The 15369-nt window shown below is 41.6% G+C and carries 9 protein-coding genes and 1 tRNA gene; 4 read left to right on the forward strand and 6 right to left on the reverse strand.

The genetic code is table 11. From position 1 onward, the window contains the following. Window positions 1-45 precede the first annotated feature (45 nt). From ACESQI_RS18515 to ACESQI_RS18540, 6 genes are all read right to left on the reverse strand, one after another. Window positions 46-3099: a TonB-dependent receptor gene (locus tag ACESQI_RS18515; RefSeq protein WP_182416603.1), complete on the reverse strand. Its 3054-nt coding sequence runs from the start codon at window positions 3097-3099 to the stop codon at window positions 46-48. A gap of 407 nt (window positions 3100-3506) precedes the next feature. After that, on the reverse strand, window positions 3507-4445 hold the full coding sequence (locus tag ACESQI_RS18520; RefSeq protein WP_373126721.1) for a PfkB family carbohydrate kinase: 939 nt from the start codon (window positions 4443-4445) through the stop codon (window positions 3507-3509). A 62-nt stretch (window positions 4446-4507) separates the two neighbouring features. Beyond that, window positions 4508-4589 (reverse strand) — tRNA-Leu (locus ACESQI_RS18525). Window positions 4590-4672: 83 nt separating this feature from the next. Continuing rightward, window positions 4673-5677: a S41 family peptidase gene (locus ACESQI_RS18530; RefSeq protein WP_007483550.1), complete on the reverse strand. Its 1005-nt coding sequence runs from the start codon at window positions 5675-5677 to the stop codon at window positions 4673-4675. Between the two features lie 85 nt (window positions 5678-5762). Further along, window positions 5763-6626, reverse strand: coding sequence for a DUF3316 domain-containing protein (locus ACESQI_RS18535; RefSeq protein WP_025867075.1), 864 nt, complete (start codon window positions 6624-6626; stop codon window positions 5763-5765). 120 nt (window positions 6627-6746) lie between these two features. After that, window positions 6747-9395, reverse strand: a complete 2649-nt coding sequence (locus ACESQI_RS18540; protein ID WP_234130029.1) for a DNA gyrase/topoisomerase IV subunit A — start codon at window positions 9393-9395, stop codon at window positions 6747-6749. Between the two features lie 183 nt (window positions 9396-9578). Between ACESQI_RS18540 and ACESQI_RS18545 the strand changes: the two genes are divergently transcribed. The 4 genes from ACESQI_RS18545 (at window position 9579) to ACESQI_RS18560 (ending at window position 15254) form a co-directional block, all read left to right on the forward strand. Continuing rightward, window positions 9579-11120 (forward strand): glycine--tRNA ligase, encoded by a 1542-nt coding sequence (locus ACESQI_RS18545; RefSeq protein WP_002558859.1) that lies wholly within the window; start codon window positions 9579-9581, stop codon window positions 11118-11120. 11 nt (window positions 11121-11131) lie between these two features. Beyond that, a complete protein-coding gene (locus ACESQI_RS18550; RefSeq protein ID WP_234130028.1) occupies window positions 11132-11767 on the forward strand; it encodes an FKBP-type peptidyl-prolyl cis-trans isomerase in 636 nt (211 codons plus the stop codon). Between the two features lie 287 nt (window positions 11768-12054). Continuing rightward, window positions 12055-12438, forward strand: coding sequence for a ubiquitin-like protein (locus ACESQI_RS18555; protein WP_223381751.1), 384 nt, complete (start codon window positions 12055-12057; stop codon window positions 12436-12438). Window positions 12439-12575: 137 nt separating this feature from the next. After that, window positions 12576-15254, forward strand: coding sequence for an outer membrane beta-barrel protein (locus ACESQI_RS18560; RefSeq protein WP_373126724.1), 2679 nt, complete (start codon window positions 12576-12578; stop codon window positions 15252-15254). Window positions 15255-15369 lie beyond the last annotated feature (115 nt).

Below are 15369 nucleotides of genomic sequence, written 5' to 3' on the forward strand. Positions count from 1 at the left end.
GCAGCCTGATAGCGCAGCTCACTTTCAACTTTCAATTTTCCATTCTCAAAAGGTTAAGTTGATGCCGAAGGTGTAAACGGCGGGCACAGGATAACTACCGTTATCTACTCCGAAAGCAATGGCTGAACCACCTAATTCCGGTGTGTACCCGGTATTATGCTTCCATGTTTTCAGGTTCTGAACATTGAAGTATACCTTCAGCGCCTGCATGCGTGCTTTGGCAATTAACGCTTTATCAAAAGTATACGCCAGTTGCAGGTTGCGGATACGGAAGAAACGTCCGCTTTCGACGTAGTATTCCGAGTTTTCACGGTTAATGGAATGCTTCGTATTCAGCAATGGCTGGCTGTTTGATGTGCCTTCTCCATGCCAACGGTCGAGTCGCTGCGCCATATAGTTGAATTGAGCAAAGGTATAGTTATCCCAAGTACGGTATATCTGATTGCCCCCTTGTCCCATCATTTCGACGCTGAGGTCCCAGTTCTTGTAAGATACTCCCAAAGAAATACCGTAGGTGACGTCCGGCGTCGGATCGCCAATCATGGTACGGTCTTCCGGGGTAATCTTGCCATCACCGTTCACATCCTTGAACTTCAAATCACCCGGAGTTACGGTGGCCAAGGTATTGGTAGGAGAGGAGGCTATATCCTCCGGTGACTGGTACACGCCATCTACCTTGTAACCGTAGAAGTAACCTATCGGATAGCCGGCCATTGTATAACTTTGGCTCTTATCTCCGGCGATGATAGAATATCCTTCCTGTACCAGACTTTTCACTTTGTTGCTGATCGTAGTCAGGTTTGCACTTACTGAATATCCCCAATCCCCGATCTGATCACGCCAGGTTGCTGCCAGTTCCACGCCACTGTTTCTGATTTCTCCCAGATTACCGATGCCCGGGATCGTACCGGAGATACCCGGAACTTCTGCAAGCAGATCTTTCGTATTCTTTTTATAGAATACTCCTTCCAGATGTAACCGGTTGCGGAGCATATTCGTTTCGAACCCCACTTCCCAGGCTTCCACCTTTTCCCAGCGGAGATTTGGGTTAGGTAAATATGCCAGTTGGTATCCCGGATAGATGATGGACGGTTTACCGAATATAGCCGAATATGCATTTTTCAGTAGCGGTTCGGCCGGATAGGCAGTACTCAGATTCTGATTACCCAATGTACCCCATGAACCCTTCAGCTTCAGCATGTCCAGCCAACTGATATCTTTCATAAACTCTTCTTCACTCATCAACCAGCCTGCACCTACCGAGTAGAAATTCTGCCATTGGTTGCCTGTATATGAAAAGGCGGAGGAGCCATCCCGACGGAACGAACCGTTGAACAGGTATTTCCCTTTGTAATTGTAAATGACACGTGCCAGCATGGATACGGTTGTTCGTTCCCATTGCGTACTGCCGTTGGTGGCAGTGGCTGCATCTCCGATACTGACGAACCATTTGTCCGGATCGTCGGGGATAACGAGTCCCACTCCCTGTTTGCGGGCGCCATCCAGTCTGCTCAGTGAATTGTAATAGGTGGTAAAACCGGCAGTGGCTGTCAGGTTGTGTGCACCGTCAGCGAAACTATTGGTATACGTCAGTACGTAATCGCTCTGTACTTTTGTTTCGTTCTGTTTGAACTGGCTCACCTCTGTCTTTCCAGTTCCCAAGGTTGAAACATTACCCTGCACGGTAGGGTCATATACTTTGATAATCGGTGTGTAAGTTCGTCCGTTGTCCGAAGCATAATCCATAGAGAATGTGGCACGGGCTGTGAAATGTTTCAGGAAATCAATTTCACCATATATACTGCCCGAAGCACGGTAGTTTTCAGCTTTGGTAGTATTGGCTTTCAGATCTACATCCACCATCGGGTTGTTCATCTGTGCTTTCTGAAATTCCGGCAGGGCTGTGTAAAGGCCATACTCTGTATTGTATACAGGGGCAACCGGTGTGGTGCGGATAGCGCCCAATACCTGTTTGGCATCAGCGGGTAAGATACGTGCACCGTTCAGTTGGAAGCCAACCTTGAAAAAGTCCGTTAGCTTGTACTCGTTACTTGCATTGATGGTCACTTTGCTGAACTTCTCATGCTTGATATTACCCTGTTCGTGGGAATAGCCTACGCCCAGATAGAAGCTATGCTTCTCGGAAGCACCTGTAATGCTGATATTGTTATTGGTAATGAATCCGTTCTGGAAGATTTCGTCTTGCCAGTCTGTATTAGCGTTCCAGTTGCTGAAGTCAAAAAGAGCAGTCTCTTCATTGGTCAGCTGTTCATTGTATAATTCTTTAAACTGGTCTGCATTGGTCATTGCTATTTTGTCCACAACTGATTTCCAACCAAAGGATGTATTGATATTCACTCTGGTTTGTCCTTCTTTGGCCTTTTTGGTGGTGATAATGATTACACCGTTCGCACCGCGTACACCAAATATGGCTAATGAAGACGGATCTTTCAATACTTCCATTGATTCAATATCTTCCGGATTAAGGAAGTTGATATTATCGTTGAAGAGTCCGTCTACGATATACAAAGGTTTGTAGCCGTTGATAGAATTCGTTCCGCGGATACGTATTTCAGGATCATCACCGGCACGTCCGTTATTGATAATCTGCACACCGGCAATCTTTCCTTGCAGAGAAGACAGTGGATTGGTCGCAGGCTTGTTAGCAATTTCTTCACCCTTTATATTGGTGATAGAACCGGTAAGGTCGCGCTTCTTGGCACTACCGTATCCTATGACTACGGTTTCGCCCAGCATCTGTGAGTCGTCTTTCATCACGACATTAATCACAGTTTGCAACCCTACAGGGATCATTTGTTTCTGCATGCCTACATATGAAAATTCAAGTACATTGTCCGGAGTGACTGAGATAGAATAGTTTCCATCCAGGTCAGTGACTGTTCCGGAGGTGGTACCTTGTATCAATACTGATACTCCGATCAGGGGGTCGTTCAGCGCGTCGGTTACTGTACCCGTCACTGTTTTTGTTTGAGAAAACAAAGATGACGAGGTCAGTAACAGGCAGGCTATGGCAAGGATATTCCTTAGCCAGGAGGTTCTCTTCTCTTCGGGAAGATGTTGTAAAGGTTTAGGTCTCATTGCGTTAAATTTTACTATTTACATGAACTACTTTATTAGAATACTCTCTTAGGTCTAATTGTCACATGAAGTGGCGACGAAAATATTAAAGTGAACAAACAAGTAGTAAAAAAGATTAGGATAAGAGTGTTAATCGTGATTTTTAACAGTGGGAAAGAGGAAGACGTGGGGAAAGTAAGATGGCTCGAATCTGATCGGAATGAGCAAAACTCACCACAGAGTAACACAGAGTTCCACAGAGTAGTATTTCTCTGATTGAAACGCGGATTAACACAAATGAACGCAGATTAAAAGACTGTATTTCTTTATCATCTATTTGTTTCCCTTTGTGAAAATCTGCGTTAATCCGCGTTTCATCAAAGATTTAAACTCTGTGTAACTCTGTGGTGAAATACACTCAAATCCGTTCAAATAGTAACCACCGCCTGGCGTACCTCCCCGTGCGGGAAGCACAAAGGGAGCACTTCTTTTGCATGTTTCATACATTGCAATACATTTTCTTTATTTCCGAGGAACGGGCCGGATTTTTCTATTTTCAGTGTAGACATTGCTGCTGCAAAGCGTCCGGCCTCTTCGATACTTGCTCCTGCAGCCCGCTGGTACAGGTAACCAATTGTATATGTATCGCCACATCCTGTGGCATCTGTCACTACATCCGGCTCGTATGCCGGAATCTGATAAAAGGTTTTTCCGTCAAAGATGACTGAGCCCATGCTACCAAATGTGAGCAGTACCTCTTTCACTCCCCATTCGTGGAGCCTATGGGCCGCTTCTGTTACATTGTCATATCCGGTTAATACTTCCATTTCGTGTTCATTCACTTTCAGGAAATGTACGTATTTCAGTGCTTCCCTTTTATTGGCCCAATCCACCGGATAGACGTGTGTATCGCGTACCTCACGCAGGTATCCTTGAGAATCAATAGCAACCAGCCCTTTACCGGCAAGATGTTTGATAACATCTACCGAAAAATCATCAGCCAACAAAGAGCCCAGATGAAAAATATCCGCTTCGATATTCTCAAGCTGGTGTACAGTAAACGGATCTGCTTTGGCGAGTACTCTTTGCGTACGTTCATCCTGATTCTCGCCATATATGTTTTCAAAGTAAACGGAATATTTGCTGGGAAGAGCGGTTACATCAATACCGGCGTCACGCATTTTGTCTATAACGTCCAGCTCACTGTCTCCTACTGCAGTAACCAATTTATAATCAACATCGTTCAGATGCCGGATAGCATATGAACAGTAATAAGCAGTTCCTCCTGGCATGAATACCGTGGATTGAGGTGTTACTACCTTATCTAAAGTGACGTGTCCGATGCAACAAAGAGTATGTTTCTTCATTTTAATCTTTGGTTAAATGAAAAAGCCTTCAAGAGTAGTTCTTGAAGGCTTTTTAGTGTTTGTGCGGCTGAAGGGACTCGAACCCCCACGTCGCGAGACACCAGATCCTAAGTCTGGCGCGGCTACCAATTACGCCACAGCCGCAAAATCCGTGACTAATTTTTTCTTTAGCGGTGCAAAGATAGATATATTTTTTGTTTTGCCAAACGAAAGACGAATAAAAGTGTTTATTTAAGTAATTTCCTTGCTTCTTCTATAATTGTATCAAACCCATTAGCCTCATCTTTATAGTTTATATCCACTTTTACATCCGGATTAATTCCCCACTCAATATGGTTCATGTTTTTGTCAAAGTGCGGACTGGCAGAAAAACGGATTGTCCAGCCATTAGGAAGTTCGGATGAAAAAGGCATTCCTGATCCTCCTCCGGTTTTATCACCTACGATTGTGACATTAGGAAGGCATCTCATATGATTGACAAAATCGTTGGTAGCGCTGTATGAATGCCGATTGGTAAGTACGGCTACTTTCTTTTGCCAGCGAATACCTTTGGCTGGTTCCAGATAGATGGCATATGGTTCTGAAAAGTCATTGTGTCCCGGCCCTGTCTTATGACAGATATACCCTGTTAGTATTTTCTTTTCTGTGAATCTCGAAGCTATTTTAGCTGAGTTTGTCGCATTCCCCCCGGAGTTTTGCCGGACATCAATAATGAGTCCTTTACAGTTAGAAAAATAGGAGAAAACCCTGTCTAAATCATTATTATCAATGCCTTCGGAAAACTTTTCATAATAGATATAACCGACTTTATCATTTAGTATTTTATATTTGAAGCCGGCTGTCTGTTGATAGTTTTGCCCCAGATAATAGTTGCTTTCTATCGTTGCTTCACTAAAATTACGTGGTGAGTCAAGCCAGAAGTCAAAGTGGGTTTGATTGTCAGTAGAAGTTAAGTTGACATGTCCGTCCTGGAGTTCGTACAACATATCGCTGAGTACCTGAAAGAGATCCCGGTCATCCATTTCCGGCTCAATAAATTTACGTTTCCTTTCTCCGATTTTTTTCCAGTCTATGCCTTTATAGTCCAGAAAGCAATATCGCTCGTCTATGATTTTCCAGAGTTGGTCAAAGTTTCCTATCGGATCATTGGTATACTCTTCCTCCCTAATGCAGGCGGTCAGCCCACTCAGGCAAGTAAGAAATAATAGCCAACTGATCATCCGGTTTCTCATCTTTCCATTTACTATTTACAATTTACAATTGTCCACGCCATCACCCTGCATAGTACTTCTCCCCTCTCCATTCTCCCTTCTCCCTTTAATACGCCCTTATTGCCGGCGGCAATGGTGTTCCGTTTTTGTTACGGATCAGATACAGATCTTTTACGAATCCTACCATGAATACGTGTGAATATGTATGTGTCCGGATATCATTAACATCCGATTGCTGCAGATCTGCCACATAACTGAAGCGCATCTTTGCATAGCGAATCGGGAAGTCTATGGATAACATTTGTCTCATGGAAGGTTGGTTGTGCAGTGAAGTAAATTGTACTACTCCGCTGGAATTTCCCAATGTGAATATCTCGTAATAAGATTGACCGTAGTGAGGTGAAAACATAACCCCTATTACCGGTACATTGACCTGATAACGGAATGTGAGTGGATAGTTTTTTATTTTTGCATGCCAGATTGCCATTCCGGAAGCGTCGAGATTGAGAAATGCCCGTGCTGATGCCGGGTTATTGGTATTGCGCAGATTGTATACAAATCCTCCGTTAATGTCTGCCAGAGCCCCTGCCAGCAGCTTAAAGTTTTCTGTGATGCGGAATTGGTAATGCAATCCATAATTCCAATTCACCAATCCGGCAAAGGTATTATTATTATCTACCCGGTTATGTGTATATCCAATGTTTGCCTGAAAAAAGTTTTGTACGGATACTTTTCCATTAAGCAATTTAGTCATACGCATTGTTTCCCGTGAAATACGAAAGTCGATACCTTTATATTCCTGTGGTGACAGATAGGTGTCGAATATATTGGTATAACCTATTCCGTACATAGTGGCACGGGTCACATATCGGTTGGCTTGCAACGAATCTACCTGAGCATACAGTCCGTGGCAGAAAGCCAGCAGACAATATCCGGTTAAACCGATCTTTAACAGTATCTTCTTCCTCATTGACAAACCTTTATTTAGTTGAAAATTGAAAATGGAAAGTTGAAAATGGGAACCGGTTTTATGACAAGATATAATGCAGTTGCCCTCGTTTTCAACTTTCAACTTTCAATTTTCCATTATTCAAAACAGCTTCATCTGTCCTGTCATCTCGTCCAGAATATCTCCTTCACTTTTGCCATGGTCCGGATCGAGAATCTCTGTTTCCTCCTCTGTTTCCTCTTCTTCTTTGGGCGCGGGAGGTTCAGGGAAGCGGGTCGGTTCCAGTTCGTTGATCGTTTCTACCGTATAAGTAGTGATACGTTTACCTTTTGCCTTAAAGCCTTTGACGGCAATAAATTCATCGGCATCTATCACCATCGGATCTCGGAAACTGTCATGACCGCCAAAGATGACTTCCAGACGTGGATAATATTCATCAGTCAACAGAATCAGTTGATTGGCTTTGTTTTCTCCCAGGTAATTCTGCTTACGGGAGGTGCTTTCAAAACAGAAACGTTTCAGATATGGATAGTTCTGCTGATCAGCGTCGTATAAAACAGCTGTCCATACTTTATTAGAATCAAACTTCTCAACGATGCTTACATTGTTTTCGTAATGGTTGCTTACGTCGAAGTTTGTTGTATAGAACTCGCCTGTATTGAGAACTACCAGGATAGAGTCGTCGCTTTGGAACTCTCCCAGATATTCACCTCGTCCGTCATAGTTGAGGCGTAACACATCCCGGTCGAACCAGACTTTACGTCCTCCAAGCGTAGAACCTCCGCGTTGCTTTAAGGCTATCTTGTGTACCGGCAGACGAGTCAGAATAACTCCCTGTGCCTGGCGACTCTTAATACCAATCTCACTGAAGTCCCGTTCGAAGATGATACGGCGTACACGTGGATTCGGTTTCAATGTCACTTTTATGATTTCGGCTTCTCCGTTCGGATTTGCGCTGAAATATGTGATTCGTGACTCGGGAGTACCCTGTGTTACGTCATATTCGCGATCCCGTACGATGGAGGTTACGGCAAAACGTTTTATGTAGGTTGTTCCCTCTTTTCCGTCACGGTAAGTTACATTGTAGATTGTTCGTTTATCATTCTTCTTGAATACATTGACATACAGCACGTTTTTACCTACGAATTTTTTGTCGGCTACGGGAGTAATCATATATTTACCGTCTCTGTAGAAGATGATTACATCGTCTATATCCGAACAGCAGGCTACGAATTCATCCTTCTTGAGTGCTGTGCCGATAAATCCTTCTTCGCGGTTGATGTATAGCTTTTCGTTAGCTTCCACCACTTTGGTTGCTTCGATGGTATCGAAATTGCGTAATTCTGTACGGCGGGGGAAATTCTTACCATATTTTTCTTTCAACATCTGGTACCAGCTGATTGTGTATTCCACGATATTGGCCAGATGATTGTCTATCTCGGCAATCTCCGATTTCATTTTGGCTATGTTTTCTTCCGCTTTGTCTGAGTTGAACTTCAGGATACGTCCCATTTTGATTTCCATCAGTTTCAGGATGTCTTCCTTGGTTACTTCCCGTATGAATTGCGGGTAGAAAGGAGTTAACCGACTATCGATATGTTCGCACGCAGCATCCATATCTTTGGACTGTTCGAACTCTTTGTCTTTATAGATACGTTCTTCAATAAATATCTTTTCGAGTGAAGCAAAGTGGAGGCTTTCCTGTAGTTCGCCTTTGTGTATTTCGAGTTCCTGGCGAAGAAGATCGAGCGTGTTGTCCGCCGATTTTCTCAGTACATCACTGATGGCCAGAAAGTGCGGCTTGTTATCATCAATCACACAACAGTTGGGGGATATGCTTACTTCACAATCGGTAAAAGCATATAGCGCATCAATGGTTTTGTCTGATGAAGTTCCTGCTGCCAGGTGTACTAATATCTCTACGTTGGCAGAGGTATTGTCATCTACCTTGCGCACTTTGATTTTTCCTTTGTCTACGGCTTTCAGAATAGAATCGATCACAGTTGTGGTAGTTCTACCATAAGGAATTTCCGTGATCGCCAATGTTTTATTATCAACCTTATTGATTTTGGCACGTATCTTCACAGAACCGCCTCGTTCACCGTCATTATACTTGGATACGTCTATAGAGCCTCCGGTCTGGAAGTCAGGATAGAGTTTGAAATTTTCTCCGTGCAGGTAACTGATAGAAGCATCACATAATTCATTGAAGTTGTGTGGCAGTATTTTTGAAGAGAGCCCTACAGCAATACCCTCTACTCCTTGCGCCAGTAACAGCGGGAATTTAACAGGTAAAGTTATGGGTTCTTTATTTCGTCCGTCATAAGACAACTTCCATTCCGTTGTTTTCGGATTGAATACTACGTCGAGTGCGAATTTAGAGAGGCGGGCTTCAATATAACGTGGAGCAGCTGCACCATCACCGGTGAGAATGTTACCCCAGTTACCCTGGCAGTCAACCAGCAAATCCTTTTGTCCCAGCTGTACCAGTGCATCTCCGATAGAAGCATCTCCGTGTGGGTGAAACTGCATGGTATGTCCCACGATGTTTGCCACTTTGTTGTAACGTCCGTCATCCAGTCTCCTCATGGAGTGTAGTATACGGCGTTGTACAGGCTTCAATCCATCATTGATATGGGGGACGGCACGTTCCAGAATAACATACGAAGCATAGTCCAGAAACCAGTTCTGGTACATACCTGTGAGTTGATGTTTTACGCTTTCATTGTGGGAGTCCGCCGGCTTATAGTCTGAATGTTCTTCCGTTATCTCGTTGATTTCGTCACTCATATGGTTAATATTCCTCTTGTTTTAACAACAAATTATCTTTTTTACATCATTATAGAACGATGTGCACGCAAAAATACGAATTTTCTCCAAAAAAATCATTTACTTTGCGAATTATTTCCGAGTGTGATTTACAGGCAGATATCGGAATCGTAAATTGTAAATGATTAAATTGTAAATAAAACAATGGCACAAGAAGACGTTTTTAAGAAATTGGTATCACATTGCAAAGAGTATGGTTTTGTATTTCCTTCAAGTGATATTTACGACGGACTGGGAGCTGTATACGACTACGGCCAGATGGGAGTTGAACTCAAAAATAATATTAAGAAATACTGGTGGGACAGCATGGTATTGCTGCACGAGAATATTGTAGGCATTGACTCTGCAATCTTTATGCACCCCACTATCTGGAAGGCTTCCGGACACGTTGATGCATTCAATGACCCATTGATTGATAACAAAGATTCTAAAAAACGTTATCGTGCAGACGTACTTATCGAAGACCAATTGGCTAAGTACGACGATAAAATGAATAAAGAAGTAGCTAAGGCTGCTAAAAAGTTTGGTGATGCTTTTGATGAGGCACAGTTTCGCAGTACAAATGGCCGTGTCCTTGAACATCAGGCTAAGCGTGATGCGCTTCATACCCGTTTTGCAAAAGCATTAAACGATGGTAATCTTGACGAACTCCGTCAGATCATTATTGATGAAGAAATCGTTTGTCCTATTTCCGGTACTAAGAACTGGACAGAGGTTCGTCAGTTCAACCTGATGTTCTCTACTGATATGGGATCTACTTCGGAAGGTGCAATGAAAATATACCTTCGTCCGGAAACAGCACAGGGAATTTTCGTGAACTACCTCAATGTACAGAAAACCGGGCGTATGAAAATACCTTTTGGTATTGCACAGATTGGTAAGGCTTTCCGTAATGAGATTGTGGCCCGTCAGTTCATTTTCCGTATGCGTGAATTTGAACAAATGGAGATGCAGTTCTTTGTAAAACCGGGTACAGAACTGGAGTGGTTCCCAAAATGGAAAGAAATGCGTTTGAAATGGCATAAAGCACTTGGTTTCGGTGATGATCATTATCGTTTCCACGACCATGATAAGCTGGCTCACTACGCTAATGCCGCTACAGATATCGAATTCCTTATGCCGTTTGGTTTCAAAGAAGTAGAAGGTATACATTCACGTACTAACTTCGACCTTAGCCAGCATGAGAAATTCTCCGGAAAGAGTATCAAATACTTCGATCCTGAACTAAATGAGTCATACACTCCGTACGTTATCGAAACTTCTATCGGTGTGGATCGTATGTTCCTTAGTATCATGAGTGCTGCTTATTGCGAAGAGCAACTCGAAAACGGTGAAAGCCGCGTGGTATTGAAACTTCCTGCAGCTCTTGCTCCGGTGAAGTTGGCCGTAATGCCTTTGATAAAGAAAGACGGACTGCCCGAAAAGGCCCGCGAGATTATTGATAGTCTTAAGTTCCACTTCCATTGTCAGTATGACGAGAAAGACAGTATCGGAAAACGTTATCGCCGTCAGGATGCCATTGGTACTCCATATTGTGTAACGGTTGACCATCAAACGCTCGAAGATAACTGTGTGACTTTGCGTAATCGCGATACCATGCAGCAGGAACGTGTAGCGATCTCTGAACTGAACAATATTATTGCTGACAGAGTAAGCATCACTTCGCTTTTGAAAACTTTACAATAAATCCTTGACGAATGAATAAGAAAATCTATTTATTACCAATCCTATTGCTGGCACTTGTCTTTACTTCTTGTGAAGAAACGAAAGAAGTGAGCAGGTATGATAACTGGCAGGCACGAAATGAGGCGTTTATCGACTCTTTGTATAATGTTTATACTACGGAGGCCGATCATGGTGGGTTGGATAGTATTCATCTTATGTCTGCTCCGGATGCCTGCATATTTTATAAGGAGCTGAAGCCGATAACGAATGATCCAAAGTTAAATCCGAATCCGACAAATCTGGATGAGGTTATCGAAGGATATGTTTCTCAGGATATGCAACCTTTTTATACAGATAGTGTATATATGTATTATAAAGGTACTTTAATCATCGGGGACCGATTTGATGGATTCAAAGGTGCAAACCCTACAGCCTTTGACTCGCCGAAGAAATTGAAGGTAACAGGTGTAATTACTGGTTGGAATGAGATGCTTCAGCGTATGAAAGTAGGAGAGCGAAGGTTAGTTTACATACCTTGGAGCTATGGTTATGGTTCCAGTGGTAGTGGTAGCATTTTAGGGTATTCCACATTGATTTTTGATATGCAGTTGTATAGTATCGAAAATCGTAGTTCGAATTCGCTGTCGACCTTGGCTGTAGAAGAATAGATTTCTATATATAAAGGAAGTAGCCTGTTTCTCATAGTGATGAGGAACAGGCTTTTTTTGTTAATAGAGGAACTGTTTTGATTTAACTCTATTGTGCAGCCAGTGATGAATGGACTGACTGTGTTGTACCGATGTAGCGTGACCCATTAGGTGTATTACTCCTCATTATTCCTATTTTCAATAAATTCAAAATAGATTCTAAAGTAATTACAAGAAAATTTATATATATCGATTTTTATATGTATCATTGTAGATTATTTTATTTGTTCACTTTGATTCTATATATTATGAAAAGAGTTTATTGTTATTTATTGGTTTGTGTATTATCAGGAACAGGTTTGTTGAATAGCCTGTTTGCTAATAGTGGTGTTTCTTCTAATTTCCTCGAAGAGTCTGAAGCTTTTATAAGTGATCAGGTTTCTCCACGATCAGGCTTTAATGTTTATGTTAAAATAATGGCAAATAACAAGACGATTACGATTGCAACTGATCCATATGAAACTGTTGCACAGTTTAAGTCTAAGATTCAGGCTAAGGAGGGAATTCCACCTAATCAACAGAGACTTATTTTTGCCGGAAAGCAGTTAGAGGATGGTAGAACGTTACAAGATTATGCTATTACAAAGGAATCTACTCTCCATCTATTAATAAATTTCCGACCAAGTCGTTAACGCACAATTATAACTTTACTTCATATGTTTTTAATATGCTTGTGTTTTACTAGCTCATAAAAATAAAATCAGTTAATTTGTGGAACAGTTAGCTGATTTTATTTATTATAGCTCTTTTATAACCCAATGAAAGGGATATGAAATATTTACTTAGTATTTTATTTTTTATTATAACCTTTTCCTTATCTGCTCAAGAAGCTGTTTCGGTAGCCGGATTTATCAAAGATAAGAACTCCGATGCTATTGAAGGAGCAGCGATACGTGCACTTACTGCGGATAGTGTTTTCCTTTCGGGTACTACGTCTGATGCCGGAGGTTACTTTATTTTAATGCTTCCCCGGAAGAAATGCATCCTTGAAATCAGCTACTTGGGTTATCAAAAGTCTTACAGAACGATTTCGGCAGATACAATCTGCAAAAACTTATTGGAGGATACTATAAAACTACAGGACGAAAGTATTAATCTGGCTGAAGTAATGGTGACCGGAAAGGCTGCTGCTATGCAAATGAAAGGGGATACTTTAGAATATAACACGGGTATCTATGCGCTTTCGGATCAGGCCTCGGTGCGTGATTTATTGAAATTGCTACCCAATGTCACTGTTACAGAACATGGACAAATTTTAGTTCAGGGGAAACCGGTAAGTAAAATTCTTGTTGATGGAAAAGATTTCTTCTCCAATAATCCAGAGATGGCATCAAAATCACTTCCAGGCAAAATAGTGGATAAAGTACAAGTTATTGACCAAAGCTCTGAGGTGGACCGACTTACTGGATTCGATAACGGGGATAAAGAAACAGTACTTAACTTGTCCGTTAAAGAAGAAAATAAGGTAGGCGTAATGGCTCAGGCAGCTGTGGGGGGCGGGCGTGATATAAACGATAATAAAACGCGATATGAGCAAAATGCGTATATAAATCTGTTGAAAAGGCAGGATATGTTTTCTCTCATGTTACGAAATGACAATACGAATAGCGGAACCGGTAGTTCGCAGACAGGAGACAACTCTGTTGGGCAAATCGGGCTTTTGATAAATAAAGAATTTAGTAACCGCTTTAATGTTTACAGTAATGTAACATATACCTCTATAAAGTCGGTAGAGAATATACTTACAGACCAGGAGACAATACTCTCGTCGGAATCCTCTCTTTTTGATAGTTCAAATCGTTTATCCGATACTAAAAATAAAATTCTGGATGCTGGCATAAGGACAGAATGGACCCCCAATGGTAAAAATACGCTTATAACGCAGGCGTATTTGAATTATTCGAAAAAGAATCGTTGGGATAATGAACTTTTTAATAGCTATAATGGCTTGCGTGATACCCTCTATAATGGACATTCCGCCACAGAAAACAATGGTAACAACTACTCTCTGAATATTTCCATTGACTATGCACATCGGTTAAAGAAGAAAGGTCGGGTTTTTAGTACGTCGCTCTATGGTATCATAAATCAGGGTGACGCTCGTGAATCTTATTCCTGGAACCGTCGGATGTATGATAATAATGTCTATCAGTATGATTCACTTGTGAACCAACGGACGGTTAACGAGAATTCAGGTAAGCAAATCAAATTGGGTTTGTCGTATGTTGAGCCTATCACGGAGAAACGTTTTATGCAAATTGCCTATACGGCTCGTCTTTCAGGTGATCATGTCGGGAAAAATACTTATAAGGTTAGAGAAGATATTTCATCTGATAATCTCCAATTATTATCTAGCCAAAGTCCGGGCACATCGCAGAGTATATTTAATCAGCGCTTTACATTAAATTACAAATCATTGGGAGAGAAAACCGACTATACGATGGGAATGAACGTAGATATTGACGACTCTGAAAATAAAACTCGTTTCCCGGATGACTCTTTCAGGTCCAATGTAAATCAAAAAGTTACCAACTACTCTCCGGTATTGAATATAAAACACCGGTTCAATAAAAGTAACACGCTGACACTTGATTATATGGGGACAATGACATCTCCGACAGGTACTCAGTTGCAGGACTATACCGATATAAGCGACCCTACTAACAGTATTAAAGGAAACCCTGACCTTAAACCGCAGTTTGCAAATGATGTGGTACTGAATCTTTCCGGTTCTAATTCCAAAACTCAGGGATTCTACGATGTCGGTTTGTTCGGTGGATACACAGCGAATGCTATTCAATCTTCTTACAATATTAATCCGGAGACAGGAAATCGAACCACTTCTTACAAAAATGTAAATGGTAATTGGAATGCGCAATTTCGATGCATTTATTATACACCGATAAACGAAACAAATTTTACAATAAGCAATGGGCTTAGAGGCGGATATGACAGAAAGAAGGGGCTCGTCAATGATGAGGTAAGTGTCATGGGTTCTTTTACTATTGATGAGAATCTGGTTCTCAGATATTATACTCCTGATTTCTATTTTAATATTCAGGGATTATTCAAATATGTGATTCTAAAGGGGCAGGGTCAATCTACCGATAATATGGAAACCCGGGATTGGGGAACAGAACTTAATGCATCCTATCTGCTGCCTTATAAAATAAGATTGAGTTCTTCTTTCAGATGGAGTTTAAAGAAAGGCTACAGTGGTGAAACCGGAAATATCAGAGAAAATATTCTGGATGTTGCTATAGAAAGAGATTGCTTCTCAAAGAAGTATGGTACAGGCACTATTCAAATATCTGCATTTGATTTGCTGCAAAGCAGAAGAGATTTATCAAGGAACGTAGGGGCTTCCTATATCCAGAATACAAGAACATCTACCATGGGCAGTTATTTTATGTGTCGTTTTGTGTACAGTTTTAATTTCTTTCCTTAAGTCTTACTGTTAATCCGGATGTTTAACGGCATGTTTCCTAACTTTTCTTCGGAATGGTATGTTATATTTAGTAGAATACACCCCTGATGTAATCTGCATTACATGTATTCACTGT

Source organism: Bacteroides sp. HPS0048 (assembly GCF_964240755.1).
GTDB classification, from domain to species: Bacteria; Bacteroidota; Bacteroidia; order Bacteroidales; family Bacteroidaceae; genus Bacteroides; species Bacteroides nordii.

Excerpts from the sequence above, each read along its gene's own strand:
- ACESQI_RS18515 (WP_182416603.1), bottom strand. The coding sequence starts at position 3,099 with ATGAGACCTAAACCTTTACAACATCTTCCCGAAGAGAAGAGAACCTCC.
- ACESQI_RS18520 (WP_373126721.1), bottom strand. The coding sequence starts at position 4,445 with ATGAAGAAACATACTCTTTGTTGCATCGGACACGTCACTTTAGATAAG.
- ACESQI_RS18530 (WP_007483550.1), bottom strand. The coding sequence starts at position 5,677 with ATGAGAAACCGGATGATCAGTTGGCTATTATTTCTTACTTGCCTGAGT.
- ACESQI_RS18535 (WP_025867075.1), bottom strand. The coding sequence starts at position 6,626 with ATGAGGAAGAAGATACTGTTAAAGATCGGTTTAACCGGATATTGTCTG.
- ACESQI_RS18540 (WP_234130029.1), bottom strand. The coding sequence starts at position 9,395 with ATGAGTGACGAAATCAACGAGATAACGGAAGAACATTCAGACTATAAG.
- ACESQI_RS18545 (WP_002558859.1), top strand. The coding sequence starts at position 9,579 with ATGGCACAAGAAGACGTTTTTAAGAAATTGGTATCACATTGCAAAGAG.
- ACESQI_RS18550 (WP_234130028.1), top strand. The coding sequence starts at position 11,132 with ATGAATAAGAAAATCTATTTATTACCAATCCTATTGCTGGCACTTGTC.
- ACESQI_RS18555 (WP_223381751.1), top strand. The coding sequence starts at position 12,055 with ATGAAAAGAGTTTATTGTTATTTATTGGTTTGTGTATTATCAGGAACA.
- ACESQI_RS18560 (WP_373126724.1), top strand. The coding sequence starts at position 12,576 with ATGAAATATTTACTTAGTATTTTATTTTTTATTATAACCTTTTCCTTA.